Source organism: Shewanella colwelliana ATCC 39565 (assembly GCF_000518705.1).
GTDB lineage: Bacteria > Pseudomonadota > Gammaproteobacteria > Enterobacterales > Shewanellaceae > Shewanella > Shewanella colwelliana.
In genome coordinates, this window is the sequence record NZ_JAEC01000033.1 from 1 (window position 1) to 25069 (window position 25069).

Genomic DNA, 25069 nt, shown 5'->3' on the forward strand with positions numbered 1-25069 from the left:
CAGTTAATGGTTAACTTTAGCGAAAGAATACAGACACTTGATTTAGTGTGATTCAATTTTAATATCTCTTGCTTCTTGAAATACAGAATTGAGAGCAGCTTTTCAAATTTACCAAATTTGTCTGGAAACCATAGCATTGTGGCACCACCTGATCCCATCCCGAACTCAGAAGTGAAACGCAATCGCGCCGATGGTAGTGTGGGGTCTCCCCATGTGAGAGTAGGTCATTTCCAGGCGCCTAATTAAGTAGAGAAGCCACCTTATTAAGGTGGCTTTTTTGCGTTTGGGCCTTTTAAAATAATAGATCATTAGCGTGAGACAGCCCTTAAGTGAGACGGGTTACTTATCTACTTTAGCACGTGCGTGTCTTACCCATTTCGCCCAAGACACTGCATTTATGCGTCTCGGTTGCTGGCACGCCCATGTGTCCTCTTCGGGGATAATAAAGAGTCGCTCATTTCTAGGTGCTTAATTTCTCGTAAAGAGAGTCGATAAAGCCCGCTTGTGAAATAATTACACGAGCAAGGGGGAGCTATTGTGCATGGATGGTAAACATGTGTCCTATTCGTATGGTAGGCGGGCTTCCATTCAAGTAGGCAGGCCACCTGAGAGCTGTTCACTGGTAATGCCACTGTGTCTGCCCATCTTGATAATGCTTGATAAATTCTGGTCACAGTTCCAATCATACTACTTCGCAAGGAATCTCAATCGCGTGTGATCTGAATGGGTAACATGCTACGTAAATAGAGGTATAATATTGGTCATGAACTGTCGTCTCGGATGTGGTGCTTGTTGTATAGCGCCTTCAATAACTAGTGCCATACCTGGAATGCCCCAAGGTAAACCCGCTGGTGTGCGTTGTATTCAGTTGAATGATGACAATCTTTGTAAAATTTTTGGCAAACCTGAACGCCCCGATCTATGTGATCGGTTTGCGGCAACAGAAGATGTTTGTGGTACGACTAATGAAGAGGCATTATGGTTGATCTCTTCACTCGAAGCAGCGACTCAGTCTTAAAAGGTTCACTATGCAGTTAACGCGTTATACAGATTTTGGTATTCGTACATTAATGTATTTAGCACTTTCTCCTGAAAGAGAGGCGTTGTTCAGAATTGCTGAGATCACTGAGGTGTTTGATCTGTCGCCCAATCATGTATCTAAAATTGTGCATCATTTGGGGAAAGAGGGTTACTTGCAAACCATTCGAGGTAAAAGTGGTGGATTCAGGCTTGGAATGGCGGCTGATCAGATCAATATAGGTCAGTTGGTTCGTATTTTAGAAAACTCATTAGCACCAATTGATTGCAGCAAACCTTACTGTCGTTTTACGCCTGCTTGCCAGTTAAAAGGCGTTCTTTCTGAGGCTGTCGATGCATATTTGGCGGTACTAGATCGCTATACATTGGCTGATATTGTCAGTAATCGCCAAGAGCTCAAAGCATTGCTACCCGATCTTTCTATTCCGGTATTAGAGCTATAAGTTCACTCATTAACGTAGGTGTGTGGTAGTTGGGCTGTTTTTGGGCTCCTGTTGTGCAACACGATAGGGTAACAGAGAGGAGGTCCGCACTAGCGTTATCCCTTGTTCAGCTAGTCTTGGTAAATTCTCGTTGAGAAACCGTATTGTTTCTGGATAAGGGTGAGCTATTGCTACCACGCTTCCTTGAGCGTTAGCTAGCTGAATTAGCTGTTGGAATTGCTTTTCTAATGCAGCTTCAGTGACATCATTATCTAGAAATAGTTGTCGTTTAAGTAGCGGTATACCCAGCATATTAGCCGTGTCAGCAGCCTTGCTATATCGTGTTGTCATGCTATCGACAAAGTAACTGTCCTGCTGTTTCAAACTCTCCATTAACCACTGCATCGGCTCATCGAGTTGAGTAAGCAGGCTACCCATATGATTATTTACCCCTTTCGCGTAGGGGATGCTATCAAGTGCCTGATTAATTGTGTGCTTAAATTCTACTTCGCCCATTTGGTTCGTTAACCCGCCGGGTCCTAATACTTTGCCATTTAATGCCTGCATTGGAATGTGAAGCATTATTTCATGGCCACGTTTGTTGGCACTCATGGCTATGTTCTGTCCAAGTGGCGTATGAGGTAACACCGATAAGGTGATTGTTGAGGGGAGGGTCAGTACGGCCTCATCGGTTTGACGATATCCGATATCGTCAATGATGATTGAAACTTGTGAGGCATTAACTGGACTGACAGAAAATAAGACGGCAAATAAAAGTAATAAGCGCACAGAATTTGGATTCACTAACTATTGGTTTTTATCCATGTAATAGCCGAGTTGATGATGTGATCTTGAGCTATATCTTCATGGGGCGACAGTTCAACGATTATAGGCATACTTTGTAGGTCAGTAACAGCTTCAGTTACTATCTTTATGTCTGGCTCTATACCAATACTATGGATATCTCGCCCTTTTGGGGTAGTGTAATGTGCGGTGGTCAACTTTATTGCGTTACCGTCCATTAAGGTCGGGATTAAACTTTGCACCGTCCCTTTACCAAAACTCTGCTCACCAATTACCGTTGCGCGACCATTTTCCTGAAGGGCGGCAGCCAGTACTTCAGAGGCTGACGCCGACCCTTTGTTGATAAGCACTAATAATGGCAACTTGGAAAACAAGGTTTGTGGAGAAGCGAAGTAGTCGGAGTTGGCATCGAAAAAACGGCCACGGGTTGATACGATTCGCCCTTTAGCAAGAAAAAGGTCAGCGATTTTTATGGCTTGGTCTAATAGTCCTCCGGGATTATTACGCAGATCCAATATTAAACCATTCATGGGTTGTCCTTGCCATTGAGTGAGTTGATGAATCAGATCTTCATTGGAGTCCTCTTGAAAGCTTGAGAGCTTAATATAACCAATTCCATCACCAAGTAACTCAGCTCTGACAGAATTAACGTCGATAACACTCGGTTTAAGTGTTACATCAAACACCGCATCAGAGTTATGGTGAGTAAGTGACAAATTGATAGCGAGATTGTTTTGGCTATGAAATTTAATCTCTTTTAATACATTGTCGAGGTGATTAGCGCTAACAGACTCGTTGTTTACTTTGACTATTTTGTCGCCAGGTAGTATGCCCGCATTGGCCGCTGGCGAGTGAGGGAAGGGGCTGATAATGGTGACATAGTCTTGATCGGTCGCTATCTCAATGCCAAAGCCAAAATATTCGCCAGCGTTGGCATCTCGAATATCGGTGAAGGCATCTTTATCGAGAAAATTTGAATAGGGGTCGAGCTTAGCAAAAATGCCATCGATGGCGGCTTCGATTAACTCTTCCTGGGTTATTTTATCGACATAGTAGGTTTCAACGGTATTAATTACGTCGATGAGTAGTGGGTAATTGAGTTTAGATTCGAAACGTTCTGCGTTCTCTTGTCCTGATAGAGTGATGGACAAACCTAAGGTTAATCCGAGGGCAATACAGGTGAGATAACGAATAATATTAGACATATACAACCCCTTTTAAACGGGGTTGTGGCTGTATTAACGTCTGCAGTATCTCGCAGGATCGACAGCTTGCCCCTTGTGCCTTACCTCAAAGTATAGGCCAGGTTCTGTTTGTCCACCCGAGCGTCCGACCAGTGCGATGGTTTCGCTTTTTTTAACCGCATCACCAGCACTCTTTAGCAATGTTTGGGCATGACCATAGAGGCTCATATAACCTTTACCATGATCGATCACCATTACCATGCCAAAGCCGCGTAACCAGTCAGCATAGATCACTTGTCCGTCAGCAATGCTATTGATGTTTTGTCCCTCTGGCGCAGAGAGCATGATGCCCTTCCACTTCACTTGTCCCGAACGTTGGCTGCCAAAGCCAGATTTAATGCGTCCTTTGGTGGGCCACCTCAAACCTTTATTGCTAACTAAGCCATTCATGGCTGGGCTATCTTGCATCGCCTTGAGCGCTTGCTCTACAACTCGCTTTAAGCTGGCCTCTTCAATTTGAAGTTGCTCTAGTTTTGCTCCGTGGGAATTAAGCGTGCGCTTTAGCTGGGTTAAGGTTTGTTGCCGCTGTGCCTGCTCTTGGTTCAGTGCTTTTGCTTGTTGCTGCTGATTTAATACTAATTCATTGAGGCGATTCTTTTGCTGGCGCTGTGCTGTTTCAACGGAAACTAGTTCGGTTAAGGTTTTTTGCAGTTCATTAATAGAGGCCATACGCGCATTATTGAGGTATTGGTAGTAAGCCAATAGGCGTTCAATGGTTGCCGGGCTCTGTTGGTTGAGCAGCATTTTAGTGTAATCATGGTTGCCCGCTAGGTAGGCGCTAGCCAGTTGATTGGAGAGCGTGTCTTGCTGGGTCTTTTTGAGTTTGTCTAGTTCTGCTTTACGCTTATCAAGTTCTGTAAGCTTATTGTCAGTGGCGGTTAACGCTTGCTTGGTCTTGTTAACCTTCTTGGCAGCTTCTGCGATCGCTTGCTCATCTTTTTTTAGTAAACTGATGAGCCTTTCATGTTGTTTGTTGGTGTTTTTGAGTGTCGATTGCTGACTACTTATCTGCTTTTGCAGTGCTTCAAGCTCGGTTTGTCGCTGTTTTAGGTCTGATGCCTGAACAGTACAAGAGAGCATGATAAAGCCAGCAAAAATGCTGGCTTTATTAAAACAGTTTCGCAAAAGCAAAGAGGTATTACTCGCTTAACGTGATAATAGAGCGTCCAGTCATCTCTGACGGAACTGATTGTTCCATCAAGGTTAACATGGTTGGGGCTAAATCACTTAGTCTTCCGTTAGGTGATATTTCACCTTTACGGCCAACATAAATTAGCGGTACTAACTCACTGGTGTGTGCCGTATGCGCTTGGCCTGTTTGCTCGTCTGTCATCTGCTCTGCATTACCGTGATCGGCGGTGATCAAACACTCACCATCGACCTTAGCAAGAGCTTCTACAACGCGGCCAATACAGGTATCGACAGCCTCACAAGCCTTAACTGCCGCATCAAAGTTACCAGTGTGCCCGACCATGTCGCCGTTAGGGTAATTACAGATGATGACGTCATATTGGGTTGACTCAATCGCTGCGACTAACTTATCGGTTAACTCGGTAGAGCTCATCTCTGGTTGCAGATCATAAGTCGCTACTTTAGGCGATTGGATTAGGATCCGATCTTCGCCTTCGAAAGGCTCCTCTTTGCCACCATTAAAGAAGAAAGTGACGTGGGCATATTTTTCAGTTTCAGAGATACGTAACTGCGTTTTACCACTGTTTTGTAGCACTTCACCCAAGGTGTTAACTAAATCAACTGATGGATAAGCAATGCCGGCATTAATATCGCCAGCATATTCTGTCAGCATGACAAAGTTAATCTTAGGCGTGACTGCACGCTCAAAACCGTCGAAGTCAGGATTAACAAAGCTACGAGTGATTTGACGAGCGCGGTCAGCACGAAAGTTCATGAAGATTAGGCTGTCGTTATCATTAAGCGTTGCAACCTGACCATCAGCATCAGTAATAGCAGAGCTTGCGACAAACTCATCATTCTCATCACGTGCATAGGCCGCCTCCAGTGCATCAACAGCATCAGTATATTGATGTTGTGATTTCCCTTCGGTGATCAGCTCATAGGCTTGAGATACGCGATCCCAGCGGTTGTCTCTGTCCATGGCGTAGTAACGGCCAATGAGCGAGGCAACACGACCTGTGCCTAAAGCGGCAAAAACTTCATTGAAGTGTGCCAAGCTAGACTTTGCACTCCGAGGTGGTGTATCTCGCCCATCAAGGAAGGCATGCAGATAAACCTTCTTTGCACCACGTTTAACAGCCATTTTGCACATGGCTTCAATATGGCTTTCATGGCTATGAACACCACCAGGAGAGAGTAACCCCATGATGTGCACCGCACCATTGACGGCAATGGCTTTATCAACGGCAGCGACTAATGCTGGGTTGGCATCAAATTCACCGTCATCAATGGCTTTGCCGATGCGAGTTAACTCCTGGTAAACCACACGGCCAGAGCCGATATTGATGTGGCCAACTTCAGAGTTGCCCATTTGTCCATCGGGTAAACCTACGTCGAGGCCTGAGCCAGAAATCAAACTATTTGGATATTGTTGGTTGAGTCTATCGAGTACTGGTGTGTTGGCGTGATATACCGCATTGTTATGGGTATTCTCACGGTAACCCCAGCCATCGAGGATGAGCAATGCCAATGGGCGTTTGCGTGTCGTCATGGTGGTACCTTTAAGTTTAAAAACAAAGATTGAATTCTAAAATTGGTTAAATATTACTACGGACGCCCTAGATCAAAAAGCGATTTACACCGATAGAGGCCATCGACCTTGTCACATTTTAGACTGTTGCCAAATAAGCGGGACACTTAAGAGGCTAACAACTTGCTGCAATATGATGTCGCAATCGGTTATACTCTCTGCCCTGACAGTCTTTCAAGCCACAGAAGTAGGCCGTAAACTATGCAAGAATATATTGAATTTTTTAAAGCCAACCCAATGCTTAGCCTTGCTTGGATTGGTTTATTTGTTGCACTTATTGTAAGCGTTCTTAAGTCTAGTGTTTCTAAAATCAAAACCGTAGATCATCAACAAGCGACGTTGTTAATTAACAAGCAAGACGCCAAAGTGATTGATGTTCGCTCAAAAGAAGAGTTTAAAAAAGGTCATATTGTTGATGCTGTTAACGTTCCGTTATCAGAAATTAAAAATAATCAGGCATCAGCCCTTGAAAAGTATAAAGCCAGTCCCATTATAATGGTATGCAATGCTGGAATGACCTCGGCACAAGCAGCCCAGCTGATGGTAAAAGCAGGTTTTGAATCTGTTTATAATCTCAAAGGCGGTATGGGTGAGTGGCAACAAAGTAATTTACCTGTGGCTAAGGCCAAGCGCTAATTATACCCATTCAAAGATTGCTTTTTTAAGGCGTCTTTGAGTAGAGTGTCATCTCTTTAAAAAATGGCTTGAGCGATGCGTCCATCGTTCAAGAAAAAACTAAAACCGGGATGGTGGCTGAGATCTAGTTTAGGACTCGAGTAACAAAAGCCCTAAAGAAGATTCTCCCTTAGGGAGAGTCCAACAAATTATTAGGTAGGAAATTATGGCTGAAGTAGCAAATAACGAACAACAGGGTCCACAGTTCAACATTCAACGTGTTTACACTAAAGACATCTCTTTCGAAACGCCAAACAGCCCAGCTGTTTTCCAAAAAGAGTGGAACCCAGAAGTTAAGCTAGACCTTGACACTCGTAGCGCTAAGCTAGCTGACGATGTTTATGAAGTGGTACTTTCTCTAACTGTTACCGCTAAAAATGGCGAAGAAACAGCATTCCTATGTGAAGTACAACAAGCAGGTATCTTTGCGATTGGTGGTCTAACTGAACAGCAATTGGCTCACTCTTTAGGTGCATACTGCCCTAACGTTCTATTCCCATACGCTCGCGAAGCCGTGGGTAGCCTAGTTGCTCGTGGTACTTTCCCACAGCTAAACCTAGCACCAGTTAACTTTGACGCACTATTTGCACAGTACGTTCAACAGCGTCAAGCTGCAGCTGAAGCGGCTCCTGAGTCTGCTGAAGAAGCGAACGCTTAATCACGCATGAACAACACAGCCGATATTACGGTACTGGGGGCGGGCTCTTATGGCACCGCCCTTGCTATTTCTTTAGCCAGTAACGGTCATAAAACACTGCTTTGGGGCCACGAGCCCGAACATATCGAGAACCTTAAGCGTGATCGATGTAATAGTGAGTTTTTACCCGGTATTGCACTGCCTGACTTACTCATTCCTGAAGCCTCTCTTGCCACGGCGCTAGCGGCCTCTAACAATGTGTTAGTTGTCGTGCCAAGCCATGTGTTTGGTGTGGTACTAAAGCAGGCTAAACCGCTGCTACGCGACGACTCTCGTATCGTTTGGGCGACCAAAGGGTTAGAGCCAGAAACCGGCCGTTTGCTTCAAGAAGTGGCGCGAGAGGTGCTTGGTGACAAGTATCCACTAGCTGTGCTGTCTGGGCCAACCTTTGCTAAAGAGTTAGCGGCGGGGATGCCAACAGCCATTGCAGTAGCAGGAACCGATGAGCACTTTACTAAAGAGCTCGTAGAACTGCTGCACAGCCCTAAGCGCTTGCGTGTTTACGCAAACGATGACTTTACAGGCCTACAACTTGGTGGTGCTGTTAAAAACGTTATCGCGATTAGTGCGGGAATGTCTGACGGAATTGGCTTTGGTGTTAATGCTCGTACAGCGTTAATCACCCGTGGACTCGTTGAGTTGACGCGACTTGGCGAGGCCATTGGCGCACAGCCATCAACCTTTATGGGGATGGCGGGTTTAGGTGACTTAGTGTTGACCTGTACTGACAATCAATCTCGTAATCGTCGCTTTGGTTTAGCACTTGGCCAAGGTCAAGATGTTGAAACTGCCCAGAAAGAGATTGGGCAAGTGGTTGAAGGTTATCGCAATACCAAAGAGGTCTATACCTTAGCTAAGCGACTTGGTGTCGAGATGCCGATCACAGAGCAGGTCTATCGGGTGCTTTATCAAGGTGGAACGCCCCATGAAGCGGCGAAAGCCCTGTTATCTCGAGATAAAAAATCTGAGACATCAGATAGCGACTCATAAGCGTATCGGTTTATGTGAATAGTAAAAAGGGTGCTAAAATAGCGCCCTTTTTGTATGTAAGGTAAAGGCAATTTCAGTGAAACATCATGACGTGATCATTATCGGAGCAGGTGCTGCGGGTCTTATGTGCGCCGCGACAGCGGGTTATCGAGGTCGTGATGTATTAGTGCTAGACAACGCTAAGCAAGCTGGGCGAAAAATTCTCATCAGCGGCGGTGGTCGTTGCAACTTTACCAACCAAAAAGTCGAACCGGCTAACTTTATTTGTGGTAACCCCCATTTTGTGAAATCGGCGTTAGCGCGCTACTCCTCGCAAGATTTTATCGAATTGGTCGAACGTCATGGTATTGAATATCATCAACGGGATCACGGCCAGCTGTTTTGTAATGACTCAGCTAAAGAGATTGTAACCATGCTGCTCACTGAATGTGAATGGGCGGGCGTCAGCGTTAAGCTGCGTACAGAGATAACCAATATAGCTAAAGTGGACAGTGGTCAGTTTTTACTGTCGACCTCAAATGGTGACTTAAGCTGTGAGTCATTGGTCATCGCAACCGGTGGCTTATCTATGCCCAAACTGGGTGCCACACCTTTTGGTTATCATGTTGCAGAACAGTTTGGCCTTAAGGTGTTACCTACCTATGCTGGATTGGTGCCCTTTACTTGGCACAGCGAACAAAAACAAAAGTTTGAGGCTCTGTCAGGGATAGCGGTACCGAGTACCATTACGGCGAAAGACGGCACCCAGTTTAGCGAGGCTTTACTGTTTACCCATCGTGGTTTATCTGGTCCTGCTGTGTTGCAAATATCTAACTATTGGCTACCCGGTGAAACCATTTCAATTAACCTGCTGCCAAATATGGATGCCAACGAAGCACTCGCTCAAGCATTGGCAAACCATCCTAAACAGAGTTTGCGTAACACCTTGAGTCAATGGCTACCTAAACGCTTGGTAGAGGTGTTATTTGAAGAGTCGCTACTGAATATGGCGCTTAATCAATTAGTCCACGCCCAGCGCGATCAAGTCATTGCCGATCTGCACGATTGGGAGCTGCTGATGAACGGTACCGAAGGTTATCGTACCGCTGAAGTGACTTTAGGCGGGGTTGATACCAACGAACTATCTTCAAAAGATATGCAGAGCAAGAAGGTGCCAGGATTATTCTTTGCCGGTGAAGTGATGGACGTTAGCGGTTGGCTAGGAGGGTTCAACTTCCAGTGGGCTTGGGCATCGGGTGTCGCAGTAGGTCAAGCGGTTTAGTTTTGTCAGCGAAAGTACCCATACAATTTCAACTTACCAGAACAACTCAATGACAGAGCGTCACTCTGCCATTGAGTAATTACTCTGAACGCCTTTCAGCTCACAGATATTAATAGAAGTTCTCACTTAGCTTGATCCCCTTCACTCTCTGGTTTGTTATCGCTATGTTGTCTTGCTGCGCAGGCGTATAACTAGCGTTAGGTCATGGACGACAACAACAATAATTTACCTAAGGATGGCGTACTCTACCGCTCATTGTTGATGAGCAAATATGGGGGACTAACGAATGTTTTTTATTCATATGATGTTGCTGTTGGCGGTGATCTTTGTTGGGATCCGTTATGGAGGAATAGCCTTTGGCCTGCTCGGTGGCTTAGGGGTATCCATTTTGGCGTTTGTGTTTGGCATCGCGCCAGGCTCACCGCCCATAAACGTGATGTTGATAATCTTGGCTGTGGTGGCGGCCTCGGCGACCTTGGAAGCCACTGGTGGCCTAAAGCTCTTGGTGCGTTATGCCGAGCGTTTACTGCGTAAGCACCCAGAGCAGATCGTATTTCTTGGCCCTTTGTGTACTTATTCGCTCACCGTATTAGTGGGGACCGGACACTCTGTGTACCCATTGCTGCCTGTTATTTATGATGTGGCATACAAAAAGGGAATTAGACCTGAGCGTCCATTGGCTATTGCCACTGTAGCCTCACAAATGGGGATCACAGCAAGTCCCATCGCAGCCGCTGCTGCAGTCGTCATTGCTACGGCTGTGGACAATCAACTCGATATTGGCCTTATCGATGTACTGATGGTGACGATTCCATCAACCTTGATTGGTGTATTGGTTGCTTGCCTATGGAGCCTTAAACGCGGTAAAGACTTAGATAATGACCCTGAATTCCAAGCGCGTCTGCAAGATCCAGAGTTTAAGGCGTCATTGCTCGACCCCGAAACCACCACTAGTGCAAGCGACAGTCAAGATTCTACGGCTAAGAAAGGCCTCATAGTGTTTTTATTGGGGATATTATCGGTCATCATTATAGCGTTATTCAGTAAACAGCTTTTACCTGAAGGGGTGAAAATGTCTGTGGCTATTCAGTTTATGATGCTGTCGGTGGGGGGGATTATTTTACTGGCGACCAATGTATCACCTAAAAAAATAGCTACAAGCAATGTGTTCACGGCAGGCATGACCGCTGTGATCATTATCTTTGGTATCGCGTGGATGAGTGACACCATTATCGGTCACCATAAATCGTATTTGGTTGAGTCGGTCAGTGATATTGTTGCTGTATATCCTTGGACATTTGCCATTGCGATGTTTGTGGTGTCGGTATTTTTGAAAAGCCAAGCTGCGGTGTTAACCATTATGCTGCCGTTAGGGTTTTCTCTGGGTATCCCGGCGCCTGTATTAATTGGCGTGCTGCCCGCTTGCTATGCTTACTTCTTCTTTCCATTTTATCCTAGTGACTTAGCGGCCATCAGCTTTGATCGCAGTGGTACGACACGTATTGGCAAGTATGTGTTAAACCATAGTTTTATACTGCCAGGTTTTATCGGGGTGACGACTGCAACCGTTGTGGGTTACTTTATATCAATAACCATTAATTGATGTCATAAACCTTGGTAGTCCTATGGTGCTACCAAGGTCCTCGTTGGGAGATTGTGTGCGGTTATTCTTTGTCGTGTTAATCGTCATGCTAAGCGGCTGTGCATCGTCGCCTCCTGTTGCTGACATGAAAAATGTTCAGCCTACTTCCGCTTCATCGCAACGTATTTCGGTACAAGAGTTTGAAACCAAGCTACTTAGCTTTTTTCAGCAATGGCAGGGCGTTCGCTATCGTTTAGGTGGCATGAGTCATCATGGGGTTGATTGTTCCGGGCTGGTGGTGCTGGCCTACAGCGAGATACTTGCTCTGCCGTTACCCCGCACCACGGAAGAGCTGGCAAAACTAGGGAAGCCAATTAGCAAAGCCAATTTACAAGCGGGAGATTTAGTCCTATTTAAAACGGGCTGGTCGACAAGGCACGTCGGAATTTATTTAAGTGATTCACGTTTTTTACATGCTTCAACGAGCCAAGGGGTAATGATATCTCGATTGGACAATCGTTATTGGCAGCAAAAGTATTGGCAATCGCGTCGACTATAAATTGCGCTGGATGAGTTCGGTCATCCAGTGCAACCGCTCATCTGTTATGTGTTTACGTCCAGCCTTTGTTGGAACCAGTTTCTGCTAAACTGATATTAAGACGTCATCAATTTGGAAACTGGGCGTAGATTGAGGGGTGCATGGAACAACTACCTGTAGTGCTTGTTGTTGATGGGGCGAGTGAAGCCTGTCATTCGGTGTGCCAGTTTTTGACCGGGCAATATCGTCTGCTGACTGCAGACACCGTTGAGCAGTGCCTCATTGCTGCCATGCAAAAACCTGAGTTAATTTTGTTAAACATGGCACTTCTTGATGACTCGGATATTAGTGTTTGGCAGCAGTTAAAGTCCAATCCTGAAACTCAAAATATCCCCGTTCTGGCACTGGTTAATGACGATGGCGAAGGGCTCACAATGCTGGATAGTGGTGCCGCAGACTTTGTCTGTAAACCTATTCAAGCGGTTATCCTTAAGGCACGCGTTGCTACCCATATTCAATTGCAGTCTCAGGGCAATAAACTTAATTTTCTTGCATTACATGACCAGCTAACGGGTTTGTATAATCGGCATTTTTTGGTGGAGCGCGCCCATCAAAGCTTGTCGAAAATACAGCGTCATCAAACGGCACTCTCTATTGTGTTGTTAGATTTAGATGGTTTCCGCCATATCAATGACTTTAATGGCCACCATGTCGGTGACTTGGTATTGCAAATCGTGTCAAAACTATTGCAAGAATCCTTTCGTAAAGAGGATGTGGTTGCCCGCATGGGGGGGGAGGAGTTTGTGATTCTAATGGAGTCGGGCATTGAGGAGGTGCTTGATAAAACTGAGTCCGTGCGCCAGTTATTACAGAACCTCAAACCAATGGGATTACCGCTAACGGGTAGCTTTGGCGTCGTCAATGTCAATGCCGATAATCTCGACTTCTCACACCTTATGTTACTGGCCGATGAGGCGGTTTATAAGGCTAAAGCTGACGGACGTAATTGCATCGTCTGCTATGATCAAGGGCATTACCTTTCACAAACCAGCCACTAGCCATAAGCCGAAGCGAAGATCGGCTTGTTCTTCCCATTTAGCACTGTCTCAGTAAGCGTAAAATATGTTATTTTATGGCCACACTATGTGTTGGGCGTTCTGCCCACATTTTCCACTTTTACCTGTAGTAGATAAGGATTTATGGAATGGCAAAAGCAAAAATTGGCATTGTGACCGTCAGTGATAGAGCCAGTGCTGGCGTGTATGAAGATATTTCAGGCAAGGCTATTATTGATACGCTAAACCAGTATCTTACATCAGAGTGGGAGCCAGTGTATGAGGTGATTCCTGATGAAGCTGATGTCATTTCAGCGACCCTTATTAGGATGGCTGACGAGCAGGATTGCTGCTTGATTGTTACTACAGGTGGTACCGGACCAGCCAAGCGCGATGTGACCCCCGAGGCCACAGAAGCGGTATGCGACCGCATGATGCCTGGCTTTGGTGAGTTGATGCGCGCCGAGTCGTTAAAATTTGTGCCGACAGCGATTTTATCTCGCCAAACCGCGGGACTTCGTGGCGACTCACTTATCGTTAATTTACCAGGTAAGCCTAAGTCGATTCGTGAATGCCTCGATGCAGTATTCCCAGCTATCCCTTATTGCATAGACCTGATGGAAGGGCCCTTTCTAGAGTGCGACGAAGCGGTGATAAAGCCATTTAGACCTAAGGCAAAATAGCTTAAGAGGCTGTTGTGAATAACCTAGCGACATCAGTGGCTAGGTTTTGCTTTAAGGTGTTTACTCATAGAGGCTTTCAGTTGCGCCTCATTGTCTCGCTCCCTCTCACTTTTATGTTCTGCCATTGCATCTTCCACCAGTCGCTCACAGCGTACTCTCTCTGATTCTTGTTGTAATGGGTCAATAGCGCGATCGGTTTGCGCATCACATAGCGCACTGGCACAACCTGAAACTGTCGATACGAGTATCACCAGTCCTAGGGCTCGCTTGGTTTTAAAAAGTTGCTTGTTCACATGTTTACCTGACAGCATTTTAAAAAATGCCACTCTATCATAGAAATCAAAGCGCTTTGTGGCGATTAGGCTAATGACTGACATGAGTCGCGACTAATTTTATCGTCGGATCAAGCTGTACATCCTGGCGATGCTTGCCTTCCATAACGGTTAAATAATAAAGACCTGTGGCTGGCGATTGAGGATATTTTGGCGATGGTGGCCGTCATATGCCTCTTCGAATAATCTGATGCGCACTATAGCCCGTAAACAATAGTAAGCTTGGTATCGCAATAAAATGTGCGAACAGATTGGGTTCAGTGCTGAAATTTAACCACAATAGTAGCGTCCAGCTACCCCCTAAGTAACAGAGGCTAAGTAGCAGGTGTAATCTTGGTTTATTCATTGACTATTTCCTTATCCTTTACACTAAAGCCAGTATAAAAACTCGACAAACAGCATGAAAGTGTCATTATTGACAAAATAAGGGTGATTAATGACAGTTTGTGGGGGCGAAATGAAAACGGTTATGATTCTAGCGGCGGGTAATGTTGTGGCGGGTGGTATCGTTGGCTTTTTAGATGTATTCAGCTTTACCAACGCTTTATATCGCCGCCTTAATCCTGAGGTCACGCAAGATCTATTTCATTGCCATATTATCTCTGCTGACGGGCAAGCGATCACGACTAATCAAGGCTTCCAACTGCCTGCAATGGCCTTAAGTGATGCACAGTCAATAATGGCGGCAGATGCGGTGATATTGGCGTCCTCTTTTGTGACCAATAAAGCAGAATTTCAACTATATCAACAGGAGTTCGAAGGCCTGTTAACGCCGCTACAAGCCTATGCGAAAACAGGTAAACCCATTGCTGCCTATTGTTCTGCAACCTTAATGCTAGCAGCGTCAGGCTTGCTCGATGGCCGCCGTGCGACCACGGTTTGGTGGTTGTCTCAGATGTTTGAGCGCAATTTTGAACAGGTTAACCTTTGCATGGATGCATTGGTGGTGTCCGATGAGCAGTTTCATACCGCAGGGGCAACGACATCAAATTTTAGCTTGGCGTTACACTTAGTGGGCTTGCTGGCTGGGGAGGCGTTGGCGCAGCAGATGGCTAAGATATTACTTATCGATCCAAACCGCTGCTCGCAGCAACCCTTTATGACCATGGCCATTAATCCCGAGCAGCACAAGGATGAGTTGATCCACAAGATCCAGCAGTGGATGCACTCTAATCTTAACCACAATTGGGTTTTAGATGAGGTGGCCGATAAGTTTGCCGTGGGTAAGCGCACCTTAATCCGCCGTTTTAAGAAAGCACTAAATGAAACGCCCGCGAGCTATATGCAGAGGTTACGTGTTGATGAAGCCAAGCGCCTACTAGAAACCACTGAGTTGGCGCTAGAGCAGATTGTGATACGAGTGGGTTATGAAGATGTCAGCTCGTTTAGAAAACTGTTTATTCAGCTTACGAGTCTTTCACCTCGTGTCTATCGGCAAAAATTCAATACCCATACCTGCTGTTAGGCTGCAATTAGAGAGCATTGATCCGCTGCTTTAAGTCGTAACTGCTATCTGTCACGATTTTCTCTAGAGTTTGTACTCTGTCTTCTAGATGGCGGTTTTGTTTGCGAAGCAGTTCAAGTTCATCGAGTTTGATATCGGCCTTGGTGATTTTCTTCATTCTGAAGTAGTGTTTAAGGCCTTCGCTAATTGCTGTGCTGATGATAAGTGCCAGCATAATAACCATAACAATAATCTCTTTATCCATCATAAACTCCTTATTAACTTTCTGTTTTAGCATTGTTTGCGTATTTATCGACAACCTTGCCAGTTGTCGCCCATATCAAGACTCCGCCCCAAGCTATAAATGATAGCCCTGCTGGAATACACGCCAATAAAATGAGCTTAAAATGCTTGCGGTTAAACATCAGTGCGAGCATGGCAGGTAGAAACCAGATAATGAGCACTCCAACAGCTAGCAGAGCCATAAATGCATAGTTTTCTTGGGCTAAAATTTTATCTATAAACTCCATTTTCTCTCTCCTTTAAGTTAAGCCCGTCGCCGTGAGTACGCCGGGCTTAACGGTTTCTATTTATAATCCGAAAACAATCTTTTCACTTTTCAATGAACGCTCCATGCCGAATGCCAGCACGATGGCAATGGCGACAGTGGTCGTGCTTGATAGTGCAAGTTGCAACATTGGGATCTCCTGGCCTTTGATAAAGGCTATAAGTGCCTGCATCTGTCCAGAGATTGGCAACCATTGCAGTGTATCTGGCGCAATGTTGTAACTCGCCGCCATCGACAGCATCATAGGAACAATCAGTACTATGGTGAGATATGACTGCGCCTCTTTAAAGGATTTAGCCATAAAGGAGACAAAAAGCTGCAGTGCTGCGGCCATTAATGATATTGGCAGGCCGATCACTAACATCAATGCGATAAAGTCTGGGGTAATATTGACGCTAAAACCAAGCTCCTGCCAAGGCACAAAGCCATAGGCGATTTTTGAGATCACTAAGGTTAAAATAAGCCCCACCATGGCAAAAATGGTGACTGCTGCAATTTTTGCCAGCACGATATCGCGGGTAGACACTGGATGACTAAGTAGCAAAGCCAGTGAATTGCGCTCGCGCTCACCTGCGCTGGTGTCTATAGCTAAGTTCATACCTGAGATAAATACCGCGTACACCATCATGAAAATGGCAACACCTAAGATCATACCGCCCTTAGAGTCAGAGGTGGCCTGATCTTCAACGACAACCTTTAGTGGCTGCACCACCTTAGGGTCGATACCGCGAGCGATAAGACGAAGGCTGCCCATTTCGGCGCTATAAACTTGCAAACTTTTCTCTAAACGTCTGATAGACGATTGCAGCTTTTCATTAGAGTTATCGGCGATAAGCGTGATCTCCGCCGGCAGGCTGTTAGCCATGTTGCTTGCGTAGTCTTCACTGATGATCAACTCTATCTGTTTACGGTCGGCATCATCGCCTTGGCTTATCTCATTGCTGGCAAGAAACTTAACCAAGTCAGGGGCTCGTTCGCTGTGGCTGATGGTGATGTTGAGTGCTTCAGGGCTAGTTATTTGGCCGATAAGCAGCATAAACATGCCACACATCATCAATGGGGCACCAATGGCATAGTAAAGGCCAGCCATGACCGAGCGCTTATCTCTGGCGGCATCGGTCAGCTCTTTTCTGACCATAGTGATTATTGTACTGATCATGCTGCAATCCCCTCGTCGGTGCCTATGAGTTCAATAAAGGCATCTTCCAATGATGTTTTCCCTGTCTGCTGACACAGCTGTTCTGGGCTACCTACGGCTACTACTTTACCTTCAGCCATGACAATCACTTGATCACACAATGCGGCCACCTCTTGCATCACATGGCTAGAAAACAGCACACAATGCCCCGCATCCTTGAGGTCTTTAAGTAGGTCGCGAAGCACTCGGGTGCTCATCACATCTAAACCTCGGGTTGGCTCGTCGAGAATGATATTGGTCGGTTCATGCACAATTGCCTGTGCCAGTGCCGTTTTCATCCGTTGTCCCTGAGAGAATCCTTTGCATTTACGATCAGCAATATCATTCATATGCAGTTTGCCCAGTACACTGGCTGCTGCGTTTTTGGCATCTTTACGGCTCAAGCCATTAAGCTCGGCAAAGTAGCTGATATATTCCCGCGGGGTTAAGCGCTCATACAGCCCAAATGGATCTGGGAATAGTCCCAGTTGTTGTTTAGCGGCGACCGGGTTTTGAGCGACATCAATGCCATCTATCTCAGCATGGCCATTATCTGGTTTGAGTAAGCCAAACACAGTACGTAAGCAGGTGGTTTTACCTGCACCATTGGGGCCTAGCAGACCTGTGATTTGCCCATCTAATGCCTCAAAGCTAAGGTCATTAAGTGCTTGGACGTCGCCAATACGTTTTGAAAGATTCGATACTTTAATCATGGTCCGCTCCTTGTGCGCTTGCTGGCACCGAGTCATCAGTTTTTTGGGGAATCGCCTCAACAGTACTGGCATTAAGGTAAAAGTTACGGCGAACATCTTTATTCAAACATTCGTCACTGAGCTCATCGACTTTACCTTGGCTAACAAGCTGCGCGATAAGGTCATTACCACAGCTTTGATAGGCCACACCATGAGTGGCATATGGGGCTACGAAATGTTTAGCATTGCTGAGTTTTTCCATTGCCATTTCGCCCCAGCTTGGTGGGGTGGCAGGGTCAAGCTCTCCCGACAACACTAAGGTTGGAATGGCACTATCGATAGGGGCTGAAAAATCACTGTCTACCGCTGGAATGTTCCAAATAGGGCAGCTTTGATCGAAGACTTTTAACATCTCTCGGCCAAAATAGCCTTGCTCTGCCTGCTGGCGCTCTTCACTGCTGAAGCGTTGCCAGTCTTCTCCGCAAACTACAGCAGCATGCATACCCGCAGCGATACCTGTGCTGTTAATGGTGAGCGCGTAAAGCCCCATAATAGGTTGAAAATTATCTTGTGCGGCCTGATTAATGGCGTGTGGGATCAGGGCTCTGACATTTGGCATATAGAGCGCCATGCGCACCGCACCCATAAACTTGGCTTGGGTCATGGTGAGCTGAGTGGGCTCACTGGTAAGCGGATCTCGGGTTTGGCTAATCGCAGGGCCTTGGCTTAGTCTGTCATTAACCTGGGCAAAATCGGTTGCCAACTGCGGGAACTGCTGCTGACATAAGGTATTGTTTTGACAATCTTGTAGCAGTAGGTCAAGTGCGCGGCTTATGGCGTCACCTATGTGTAATACACTTTGCTGCATAGGCACTACGCCATCGATAGTGACGGTAGATAGAGCCTGTGGATACTGACGCATATAGAGTTGTGCCATACGTGAGCCATAGGAGATGCCATAAAGATGTAGTTTTTGATAACCTATGTGTTCACGCACCGCTTCAAAATCTTTGAGGGCTGTATTGCTACCATACTGGGTCACATCTGCGTCGATACCATCTAAGCATGCTTGGCTTTCTGCGCCGATATCGACATCACTATCGTTAATAGAGAGTGCTCCTTCAAACCCTTCTCCTGTGCACTCAAGTAGATTTGATTGGCCCGTACCACGTTGGTCGATGAGCAGAATATCTCTATGTTGACGCACTTTGCTGAAGATTTTATCGAAACCAGGGGCGTTTTCGATGGCCGATTGGCCTGGGCCACCCGCGATAGCCAGCAGGGCTTCGCTGGGGAAGCTAGGTTTAATCGCAGGCAATATCACATAGTGTACTTGAATTTGTTTGCTATCGGGCAGATTGTAGTTTTCTGGCACCGATACGCTGCCGCAGCGCAACCTATCTGAAAGCCCTTCTACATAACAAGATTCAGCCGTTGACGTGTTGTCTGTGTTGGCCCAAGTGGGCTGTGAGAATAGCAGCAAGCCAGCCGCAGCAGGGATCATTAGAGCGCCTAGCTGTTTGAGGCTTATTTTGTTGCTTGGGTTATTGCCCATATGATTAACCTTTCCATGAAGCATGATACTTATTCCTTAGTTGAAATTTACTGTATCTATGTTAATTTAGTACTGTATCGGTGTATCAATGTATTAATACAGTGACTAAAGGCTAATGCTAGAATTACTTAATGTCAACCCCAGTAGTGGCGATCCAATTTACCGACAGTTAAGCGAACAGATTGTGCGTTTGATTGTGGGTGGGCAGCTGCAGCAGCAACAGGTATTACCGTCGGTAAGGCAGATTGCTGAGCATTTAACGGTGAACCCTATGACGGTATCACGAGCCATACAATTGCTGGTGGAGCAAGGGTGGCTTGAGCGTCGTCGTGGCCAACCCACAAGGGTTGCGGCGCGGGAGGAGAGTGAAACAACCTCTGGCGCGCAGTTGCTGGTGCCACAAGTCGAAGCGCTAATTGCACAGGCGACCCAATTAGGTGTTAGCGTCGAAGAACTTCAAGATGTGATTGCGAAAGTTTGGCATAAATAATTAGGATGATTGAATATGGACCACAACGAACAGCCCATTTTAGCGTTTCAGCACCTGAGTAAGCAGTTTGATGATCAGCTTGCTATCAATGATCTCTCTATGGCGCTATACCCTGGTATGGTTGTGGGCTTACTTGGGCAAAATGGTGCCGGTAAGTCAACATTAATGCGTTGTGCTTTGGGCATTGTTGATGTGAGTCAGGGTCAAGTTTCATTGTTAGGCGAGTCTAGTGGTGAGTTAAGTTCAAAGGTGAAAGAGCGCTTGGGTTATGTGCCTCAACAACCCTTTGGTTATGAGGGATTCACCGTTGAAAAAGCCCTTCAGTTACATAGAAGCTTCTACCCAGATTGGGACATTAAATTAGAGCAAGATTGGCTAGCACGCTTTGAGCTTGAGGGGAAAAAGCAGGTGCAGCGATTATCTGTGGGCCAACGGCAATCTTTAGCCCTGATTATGGCCATGGCGTACAGACCTAAGTTATTGATCTTAGATGAACCCGTTGCCAGTTTAGACCCTATCGCTCGTCGTGAATTTATGTCTGATCTGTTTGACTTAGCCTTAGATTCCGGCTCTGCTGTATTGTTTTCTTCTCATATCACCTCAGACTTAGAGCGTGTGGCCAGTCATCTGGCATTGATGAAAAAAGGTAAGTTGGTCATCTTTAAAGAGATAGACCGCGTGCGAGAAGAGATTCGCTTAATCACCTTAAAAGCCAATCAATCGTTACCCAATGAATTACTGGTATTAAATCAACTCGGTGAGCAGTTATTAGTTGATAACTACCACGAAGGAATAGCGCCCCTTTGCGACGCGGTGGCGTCAGTTAATCTTGAACAGTTGTTTATGGAGCTGCATCGATGAGATGGCCAAATTCGCTGCGCGGCATGATGTGCATGTGGTTCTTTGACTTGGGGAGTGTCAGCTTTCTCGGTACGGCTATGTTGGCGTTTGTGTTGATGTTGCTGTTGAGCATGGGCGGTAAGCTTGAAGCGATATCAATGATGCTGGGCATGATGCAAGTATCTACATCGGCCGCGATAGCGTGGCAGTTTAATCGTTTAGCTGCGACCGAATGGGCAGCCTTGGTTCCGCATTACCGCCACAACGTCTTGATTCAGGCTGTGTTTATTGGTTCTGTAGTGACGAGCATTTCAGTGTTCACCAGTATCTTGTTGGAACTACCTATGGGAGTAGAGCTGGTGCTGGTGGCTACGCTCGCTGGCTTAAGCTTTATCTATTTTTGCTGCCGTTATGTCAAAGGTTTCTATTTCTCTTTCTTTTTGTTCTTGCTGCTGCCATTTTTAGACGATATTGCTAAGCAGATCCCTGGGCCGAGCTTGCTGATTATTGCCATCGCAGTATTTATGGTTGCAGGGCTGCTATGGCGAGAGATCGTGGCGTTAAAATGGCACAACGAGGCGCGTTCTGTTTACCTCAATGGATTAGAGATGGGTTGGTTTTGGTTGCCAAGCTTTGGTTCGTTGCGATTCATGTCTTACATCGATAGGTTTTTGCATCCAGCAAACTTTTTCTTGGGCGCAATGCTATCGATGATCGTCGTCACTATGCCGATCATCGCCTTGTTGGTCACCCTCATTAACTACATCGCTGATATAGAACTGCCTGTGCTATTTATTTTGGGTCAGTTTAGTGCCATCTGCTGCGCAATGGTGCATTGGAGCCGAGTTCAGCGTTGGCGAGCGGTTGAGGCACTTTATATGTTGCCCGGATTTGACGGTAAACAGGGGATGGTGGAGGCGTTTGCTGCGGCGCAATATCGACTGTTAGCTCTGCTTACGCTAATGATGGCGGTTATCGCAACTTTAGTTGGCCTGTCGAATGATTCATTTACCTTTGTATTGTGGGGTCATGTGGTACTCAGTACCTTCTGTGCCTGTGCGCTCCTGTTGGGTTTTGGTTGTGCAGCCAAAGGCGCGATACATATAACGTTGACTATGCTAGTTGTTGTCGCCCACTCTATATGGTTGTCCAGTTCACTGATTGCCATACGCGATGGTGAAGAAATAATTTACTGGTTATTTGTAGACATCGGATTAGTGGCGTTTTCCATGCTAACCCTTTGGTGGGGAAAGAAAAAGCTCTGGAGTGGCGATCTGGCGTAACCCCACGAAATCCATGGGTTTTGTGCACCGCTTAACAGTATTTGAGCAAAAGCTCTTATTTTTTAGCCAATGTTAAAGTAAAATGCGCAAAACAGGTACACTTGTACGCTAAAAAAGGTCATAAAAAATGTCACTCGAGCAATATCATCCAATTCGTCTGATTCAAGAGCAGAGCCGCCAACTCGGTGAGGCGACCGCCCTTGAAGGCTATGGAATGGCCGCTCCGTGGGATCGCATTAGCTGGCGTTCTTTTGGTGAAATTAGTGACAACCTTGCTAAAGCGCTCATTGAAAAAGCGATTGAGCGTCAAGATAAAATCGTTATTTTGTCGCAAAACTGCCCACAATGGACCTGTGCGGATGTCGGTGCGCTAAAAGCGAAAGCAGTTGTGGTACCCATTTATCCAACTAGCACCATTGAGCAAGCGCGTTACATTATTAACGATGCACAAGCCAAGTTGATATTTGTCGGTGATGCAGAGCAGTACAAGATGGCCTGCGAGCTTGTTAAGCTGTGTGATAGCTTGGTTGATATTGTGGTTTTTGATGCCAGTGTCGCCTTGAAAGATAGCACTCACAGCCATTTTGATACCTTTATAGCGCAAACCTTTGCTGCGGCGTCGGACGTCGAATTAGCGGCGCGTATTAAAGAGAGTCATCTCGATGATTTAGTCACACTCATTTATACCTCTGGTACCACGGGCGACCCTAAAGGGGTGATGCTCGATTATCGTAATATTGCGTCTATGGTGCGCCAGCACGACACGGTACTGCCGTTTATTGCTGGTGATGTATCGTTAGCCTTCCTGCCATTGAGTCATGTATTTGAGCGCGGCTGGAGCTTTTACGTATTATGCCGGGGTGGTCATAATGTCTATCTGCAAGACCCTATGACGGTAAAAGACGCCATTGTAGATGTTAAACCGCATACTTTATGTGTGGTGCCGCGTTTTCTTGAGAAAGTCTACAGCGCTGTGCAGGACAAAGTCATCAAGGCGCCCGAAACGCGTCAGAAACTATTTACTTGGGCTATCTCGGTGGGTAGTCGTCAGTTTGAGGTGGGGCAAGGGCGTGCTAAGGGCTCATTAGCGTTAAATCTGCAATGGAAATTGGCGAATAAATTGGTGTTTAGCAAGCTGCAGCAAGTGTTAGGGGGCCGCCTAAAATTTATGCCGTGTGGTGGCGCTGCGCTGGACCAAAATGTTGCCAGTTTTTTCCATGCGATCAACGTACCTGTACTGTGTGGGTATGGGATGACCGAAACTGTCGCCACGATTACCTGTAATACTTTGGATAACCGTGTTGCTGGATCCAACGGAAAAACTCTGCCAGAAGTTGAGATAAAACTGGGCAAAGACAATGAGATTTTAGTTCGCGGTGATACCGTGATGCGTGGTTACTATAACCGCCCAGATGATACCGCTGCGACTTTCGACGAGGGGTGGTTGAAAACTGGTGATGCTGGCCATATCGACGAACAAGGCAACTTATTTATTACAGACCGTATTAAAGAGTTGATGAAAACTTCTAACGGCAAATATATTGCGCCTCAGCGTGTGGAAGGTACTGTTGGCTGCTGCCCGTTTATTGAGCAGGTTGCTATTATTGCGGATGCCAAAAATTACGTGACAGCCTTGATTGTGCCAGCCTTTGAGTCGTTGGAGAGCTGGGCACAAGAGAAAGGGTTGCACTATGAGTCACCGATTGACTTACTGCGCCACAGTCACGTGATTGAACATTTTGAGCAGCGCTTAAAGACTTTGCAGAGTGAGTTGGCAGGATTTGAAAAGATTAAGAAGTTTACCTTGCTGCCTGAGGCGTTTTCGATGGAAGCGGGTTTAATCACACCAACGATGAAGCTGCGCCGCAAAATGATTTATCACAAGTATGCCAGTGAAATTAGTGCCATGTATGTTAAGTGATCGGTAACTGATTAGAAAAAGGGACGTATTTACGTTCCTTTTTTATTGAGCTGTTTTACCAATGTGGAGTCCTGTTGCATCCATTTCTGTTCTCAGTTACCGTCAGCAGCACAATAATAAAACGATAATCGATAAAGGAACTTCCCGTGTCGCAGACCTTTTTTACCTTAGCTATTCAACCACGATTCAATGAAACCGATGGCCTAGGTCACATCAATAACACCGTCATCCCCGTATGGTTTGAGGCGGCGCGTGAACCCGTGTTTGAGATCTTCAATCCCAGCCTTAATCTGGCTGAGTGGAACCTCATTGTCGCTGGGTTTACGATTGCCTATACCGCGCCGACTAACTACGGTAAACCCGTAGAGGTTAAAACCTGGATAAGTCGAGTGGGTAGTAGCAGTTTTGAAGTCGCGCAGCAGAGTTGGCAAGCTGGCAAGATGACCGCTGAAGCTAAGACGACGCTGGTGCATTATGATTATGCTGTGGAAAAAAGCGTCCCGATTGCAGATGTGGTCAAACAGGCTCTGTTGCACCTAACTGGCGGGTAGCCTGAATAGGGCTTATTTAATCTAAGTTGACTTTAAATAAGCCTTAAAGAAATTTCTTTACATACCAGCAGCTTGCGGTTATTTGGTATTGCTGCGCTTTTGCCCAGAGTAACCCGTGCCTGACTAAACGCTCTGCTAACCCTTTACCGCGTAAGGCCTCGGGAACATACGTGCGTGAAAAATCAACATGATCACCTTGCAAGCCATATTCTAATACAGCTTGATTATTGTCGATTTCGATAACAAACTGCTGCTGTTCAGCTTGATGTTTAATGGCTATTTCTGTCATAAGGTTTTATCACTCCGATTGAGTATTGTCTCTGTTATAACAGTTTTTGCTTGCGGTTAGCTATGGCTATATTTGGGGGCTACCTTGCGTCGACCGGACTGCTATGGCGCAGATAGATTATAATTTTTTTCACTTTTTAGTTGGGTCAGTCTAGGTGTTGAAAAATAGATGTAACCATTTTTTTAGGGCTCGTTATCTCCCGTCTCTTACCATGGC

The 25069-nt window shown here is 46.0% G+C and carries 27 protein-coding genes and 1 rRNA gene; 17 read left to right on the plus strand and 11 right to left on the minus strand.

What is annotated here, in order from left to right; translation table 11 throughout:
- The first annotated feature begins 120 nt into the window (after positions 1–120).
- The 3 genes from rrf (at position 121) to L876_RS0113780 (ending at position 1481) form a co-directional block, all read left to right on the plus strand.
- Positions 121–236, plus strand: a 5S ribosomal RNA gene (rrf, locus tag L876_RS0113770).
- A gap of 527 nt (positions 237–763) precedes the next feature.
- A complete protein-coding gene (locus L876_RS0113775; protein WP_028764338.1) occupies positions 764–1018 on the plus strand; it encodes a YkgJ family cysteine cluster protein in 255 nt (84 codons plus the stop codon).
- A gap of 10 nt (positions 1019–1028) precedes the next feature.
- Positions 1029–1481, plus strand: coding sequence for an Rrf2 family transcriptional regulator (locus tag L876_RS0113780; protein WP_028764339.1), 453 nt, complete (start codon positions 1029–1031; stop codon positions 1479–1481).
- Positions 1482–1490: 9 nt separating this feature from the next.
- Here L876_RS0113780 and L876_RS0113785 read toward each other — a convergent pair whose 3' ends face one another.
- The 4 genes from L876_RS0113785 to gpmM are packed head-to-tail and all read right to left on the minus strand — an operon-like array spanning position 1491 to position 6191.
- Positions 1491–2249: a divergent polysaccharide deacetylase family protein gene (locus L876_RS0113785; RefSeq protein WP_028764340.1), complete on the minus strand. Its 759-nt coding sequence runs from the start codon at positions 2247–2249 to the stop codon at positions 1491–1493.
- A 14-nt stretch (positions 2250–2263) separates the two neighbouring features.
- Positions 2264–3469: a S41 family peptidase gene (locus L876_RS0113790; RefSeq protein WP_028764341.1), complete on the minus strand. Its 1206-nt coding sequence runs from the start codon at positions 3467–3469 to the stop codon at positions 2264–2266.
- A gap of 33 nt (positions 3470–3502) precedes the next feature.
- On the minus strand, positions 3503–4588 hold the full coding sequence (locus L876_RS0113795) for a murein hydrolase activator EnvC family protein (protein WP_081730716.1): 1086 nt from the start codon (positions 4586–4588) through the stop codon (positions 3503–3505).
- A gap of 58 nt (positions 4589–4646) precedes the next feature.
- Positions 4647–6191: a 2,3-bisphosphoglycerate-independent phosphoglycerate mutase gene (gene gpmM / locus L876_RS0113800; RefSeq protein ID WP_028764343.1), complete on the minus strand. Its 1545-nt coding sequence runs from the start codon at positions 6189–6191 to the stop codon at positions 4647–4649.
- Positions 6192–6431: 240 nt separating this feature from the next.
- On the opposite strand from gpmM, the gene L876_RS0113805 reads away from it, so the two are divergent.
- The 8 genes from L876_RS0113805 (at position 6432) to mog (ending at position 13711) form a co-directional block, all read left to right on the plus strand.
- Positions 6432–6866, plus strand: a complete 435-nt coding sequence (locus L876_RS0113805) for a rhodanese-like domain-containing protein (RefSeq protein ID WP_028764344.1) — start codon at positions 6432–6434, stop codon at positions 6864–6866.
- A 205-nt stretch (positions 6867–7071) separates the two neighbouring features.
- Positions 7072–7563 carry a protein-export chaperone SecB gene (secB, locus tag L876_RS0113810; protein WP_028764345.1) on the plus strand — a complete coding sequence of 164 codons (492 nt, stop codon included), beginning with the start codon at positions 7072–7074 and terminating at the stop codon, positions 7561–7563.
- Positions 7564–7569: 6 nt separating this feature from the next.
- Positions 7570–8592 carry an NAD(P)H-dependent glycerol-3-phosphate dehydrogenase gene (gpsA, locus tag L876_RS0113815; protein ID WP_028764346.1) on the plus strand — a complete coding sequence of 341 codons (1023 nt, stop codon included), beginning with the start codon at positions 7570–7572 and terminating at the stop codon, positions 8590–8592.
- A gap of 76 nt (positions 8593–8668) precedes the next feature.
- Positions 8669–9853: a BaiN/RdsA family NAD(P)/FAD-dependent oxidoreductase gene (locus L876_RS0113820; RefSeq protein ID WP_028764347.1), complete on the plus strand. Its 1185-nt coding sequence runs from the start codon at positions 8669–8671 to the stop codon at positions 9851–9853.
- A 286-nt stretch (positions 9854–10139) separates the two neighbouring features.
- Entirely contained in the window at positions 10140–11456 is a 1317-nt protein-coding gene (locus tag L876_RS0113825; RefSeq protein WP_028764348.1) for an anaerobic C4-dicarboxylate transporter, read from the plus strand.
- Between the two features lie 22 nt (positions 11457–11478).
- Positions 11479–11994, plus strand: coding sequence for an NlpC/P60 family protein (locus tag L876_RS0113830; protein WP_069670913.1), 516 nt, complete (start codon positions 11479–11481; stop codon positions 11992–11994).
- 140 nt (positions 11995–12134) lie between these two features.
- Positions 12135–13031 (plus strand): GGDEF domain-containing response regulator, encoded by an 897-nt coding sequence (locus L876_RS0113835; RefSeq protein WP_028764350.1) that lies wholly within the window; start codon positions 12135–12137, stop codon positions 13029–13031.
- Between the two features lie 146 nt (positions 13032–13177).
- The gene (mog, locus tag L876_RS0113840) at positions 13178–13711 is read left to right on the plus strand and encodes a molybdopterin adenylyltransferase (protein WP_028764351.1); all 534 of its coding nucleotides are present in this window, start codon (positions 13178–13180) and stop codon (positions 13709–13711) included.
- 32 nt (positions 13712–13743) lie between these two features.
- Here mog and L876_RS0113845 read toward each other — a convergent pair whose 3' ends face one another.
- Positions 13744–14004: a hypothetical protein gene (locus L876_RS0113845; RefSeq protein WP_139151853.1), complete on the minus strand. Its 261-nt coding sequence runs from the start codon at positions 14002–14004 to the stop codon at positions 13744–13746.
- Positions 14005–14500: 496 nt separating this feature from the next.
- Between L876_RS0113845 and L876_RS0113850 the strand changes: the two genes are divergently transcribed.
- Positions 14501–15508: a GlxA family transcriptional regulator gene (locus L876_RS0113850; protein WP_028764353.1), complete on the plus strand. Its 1008-nt coding sequence runs from the start codon at positions 14501–14503 to the stop codon at positions 15506–15508.
- A 7-nt stretch (positions 15509–15515) separates the two neighbouring features.
- Here the strand turns inward: L876_RS0113850 and L876_RS0113855 are convergent, their stop codons facing one another.
- Genes L876_RS0113855 through L876_RS21805 form a run of 5 tightly spaced genes read right to left on the minus strand, consistent with a single transcriptional unit; the run spans position 15516 to position 19503 of the window.
- Positions 15516–15752 carry a hypothetical protein gene (locus L876_RS0113855; protein WP_028764354.1) on the minus strand — a complete coding sequence of 79 codons (237 nt, stop codon included), beginning with the start codon at positions 15750–15752 and terminating at the stop codon, positions 15516–15518.
- Between the two features lie 13 nt (positions 15753–15765).
- Positions 15766–16017: a superinfection immunity protein gene (locus tag L876_RS0113860; RefSeq protein ID WP_028764355.1), complete on the minus strand. Its 252-nt coding sequence runs from the start codon at positions 16015–16017 to the stop codon at positions 15766–15768.
- A 60-nt stretch (positions 16018–16077) separates the two neighbouring features.
- A complete protein-coding gene (locus L876_RS0113865) occupies positions 16078–17211 on the minus strand; it encodes an ABC transporter permease (RefSeq protein ID WP_028764356.1) in 1134 nt (377 codons plus the stop codon).
- Positions 17211–17945: an ABC transporter ATP-binding protein gene (locus L876_RS0113870; protein ID WP_028764357.1), complete on the minus strand. Its 735-nt coding sequence runs from the start codon at positions 17943–17945 to the stop codon at positions 17211–17213. Before L876_RS0113870 ends, L876_RS0113865 begins: the two co-directional genes overlap by 1 nt.
- Positions 17938–19503 (minus strand): alpha/beta hydrolase, encoded by a 1566-nt coding sequence (locus L876_RS21805; protein WP_051413140.1) that lies wholly within the window; start codon positions 19501–19503, stop codon positions 17938–17940. Before L876_RS21805 ends, L876_RS0113870 begins: the two co-directional genes overlap by 8 nt.
- Before the next feature lie 91 nt (positions 19504–19594).
- Here L876_RS21805 and L876_RS0113880 point away from each other — a divergent pair, with 91 nt between their 5' ends.
- The 5 genes from L876_RS0113880 (at position 19595) to L876_RS0113900 (ending at position 24564) form a co-directional block, all read left to right on the plus strand.
- The gene (locus tag L876_RS0113880; RefSeq protein WP_028764358.1) at positions 19595–19969 is read left to right on the plus strand and encodes a GntR family transcriptional regulator; all 375 of its coding nucleotides are present in this window, start codon (positions 19595–19597) and stop codon (positions 19967–19969) included.
- Positions 19970–19984: 15 nt separating this feature from the next.
- The gene (locus L876_RS0113885) at positions 19985–20830 is read left to right on the plus strand and encodes an ABC transporter ATP-binding protein (RefSeq protein WP_028764359.1); all 846 of its coding nucleotides are present in this window, start codon (positions 19985–19987) and stop codon (positions 20828–20830) included.
- Entirely contained in the window at positions 20827–22092 is a 1266-nt protein-coding gene (locus L876_RS21810; RefSeq protein ID WP_037428794.1) for a hypothetical protein, read from the plus strand. The genes L876_RS0113885 and L876_RS21810 overlap by 4 nt, the downstream gene beginning before the upstream one ends.
- 127 nt (positions 22093–22219) lie before the next feature.
- The gene (locus L876_RS0113895) at positions 22220–24013 is read left to right on the plus strand and encodes an AMP-dependent synthetase/ligase (protein WP_028764360.1); all 1794 of its coding nucleotides are present in this window, start codon (positions 22220–22222) and stop codon (positions 24011–24013) included.
- A gap of 146 nt (positions 24014–24159) precedes the next feature.
- The gene (locus tag L876_RS0113900; RefSeq protein ID WP_028764361.1) at positions 24160–24564 is read left to right on the plus strand and encodes an acyl-CoA thioesterase; all 405 of its coding nucleotides are present in this window, start codon (positions 24160–24162) and stop codon (positions 24562–24564) included.
- A 43-nt stretch (positions 24565–24607) separates the two neighbouring features.
- Here L876_RS0113900 and L876_RS0113905 read toward each other — a convergent pair whose 3' ends face one another.
- Positions 24608–24853, minus strand: coding sequence for a GNAT family N-acetyltransferase (locus tag L876_RS0113905; protein WP_028764362.1), 246 nt, complete (start codon positions 24851–24853; stop codon positions 24608–24610).
- Between the last annotated feature and the right edge of the window lie 216 nt (positions 24854–25069).

What these genes read in the sequence shown, in the direction of transcription:
- L876_RS0113775 (WP_028764338.1), top strand. Translation starts at nt 764, where the DNA reads ATGAACTGTCGTCTCGGATGTGGTGCTTGTTGTATAGCGCCTTCAATA.
- L876_RS0113780 (WP_028764339.1), top strand. Translation starts at nt 1,029, where the DNA reads ATGCAGTTAACGCGTTATACAGATTTTGGTATTCGTACATTAATGTAT.
- L876_RS0113790 (WP_028764341.1), bottom strand. Translation starts at nt 3,469, where the DNA reads ATGTCTAATATTATTCGTTATCTCACCTGTATTGCCCTCGGATTAACC.
- L876_RS0113795 (WP_081730716.1), bottom strand. Translation starts at nt 4,588, where the DNA reads ATGCTCTCTTGTACTGTTCAGGCATCAGACCTAAAACAGCGACAAACC.
- gpmM (WP_028764343.1), bottom strand. Translation starts at nt 6,191, where the DNA reads ATGACGACACGCAAACGCCCATTGGCATTGCTCATCCTCGATGGCTGG.
- L876_RS0113805 (WP_028764344.1), top strand. Translation starts at nt 6,432, where the DNA reads ATGCAAGAATATATTGAATTTTTTAAAGCCAACCCAATGCTTAGCCTT.
- secB (WP_028764345.1), top strand. Translation starts at nt 7,072, where the DNA reads ATGGCTGAAGTAGCAAATAACGAACAACAGGGTCCACAGTTCAACATT.
- gpsA (WP_028764346.1), top strand. Translation starts at nt 7,570, where the DNA reads ATGAACAACACAGCCGATATTACGGTACTGGGGGCGGGCTCTTATGGC.
- L876_RS0113825 (WP_028764348.1), top strand. Translation starts at nt 10,140, where the DNA reads ATGTTTTTTATTCATATGATGTTGCTGTTGGCGGTGATCTTTGTTGGG.
- L876_RS0113830 (WP_069670913.1), top strand. Translation starts at nt 11,479, where the DNA reads ATGGTGCTACCAAGGTCCTCGTTGGGAGATTGTGTGCGGTTATTCTTT.
- L876_RS0113835 (WP_028764350.1), top strand. Translation starts at nt 12,135, where the DNA reads ATGGAACAACTACCTGTAGTGCTTGTTGTTGATGGGGCGAGTGAAGCC.
- mog (WP_028764351.1), top strand. Translation starts at nt 13,178, where the DNA reads ATGGCAAAAGCAAAAATTGGCATTGTGACCGTCAGTGATAGAGCCAGT.
- L876_RS0113850 (WP_028764353.1), top strand. Translation starts at nt 14,501, where the DNA reads ATGAAAACGGTTATGATTCTAGCGGCGGGTAATGTTGTGGCGGGTGGT.
- L876_RS0113855 (WP_028764354.1), bottom strand. Translation starts at nt 15,752, where the DNA reads ATGGATAAAGAGATTATTGTTATGGTTATTATGCTGGCACTTATCATC.
- L876_RS0113860 (WP_028764355.1), bottom strand. Translation starts at nt 16,017, where the DNA reads ATGGAGTTTATAGATAAAATTTTAGCCCAAGAAAACTATGCATTTATG.
- L876_RS0113870 (WP_028764357.1), bottom strand. Translation starts at nt 17,945, where the DNA reads ATGATTAAAGTATCGAATCTTTCAAAACGTATTGGCGACGTCCAAGCA.
- L876_RS21805 (WP_051413140.1), bottom strand. Translation starts at nt 19,503, where the DNA reads ATGCTTCATGGAAAGGTTAATCATATGGGCAATAACCCAAGCAACAAA.
- L876_RS0113880 (WP_028764358.1), top strand. Translation starts at nt 19,595, where the DNA reads ATGCTAGAATTACTTAATGTCAACCCCAGTAGTGGCGATCCAATTTAC.
- L876_RS0113885 (WP_028764359.1), top strand. Translation starts at nt 19,985, where the DNA reads ATGGACCACAACGAACAGCCCATTTTAGCGTTTCAGCACCTGAGTAAG.
- L876_RS21810 (WP_037428794.1), top strand. Translation starts at nt 20,827, where the DNA reads ATGAGATGGCCAAATTCGCTGCGCGGCATGATGTGCATGTGGTTCTTT.
- L876_RS0113895 (WP_028764360.1), top strand. Translation starts at nt 22,220, where the DNA reads ATGTCACTCGAGCAATATCATCCAATTCGTCTGATTCAAGAGCAGAGC.
- L876_RS0113905 (WP_028764362.1), bottom strand. Translation starts at nt 24,853, where the DNA reads ATGACAGAAATAGCCATTAAACATCAAGCTGAACAGCAGCAGTTTGTT.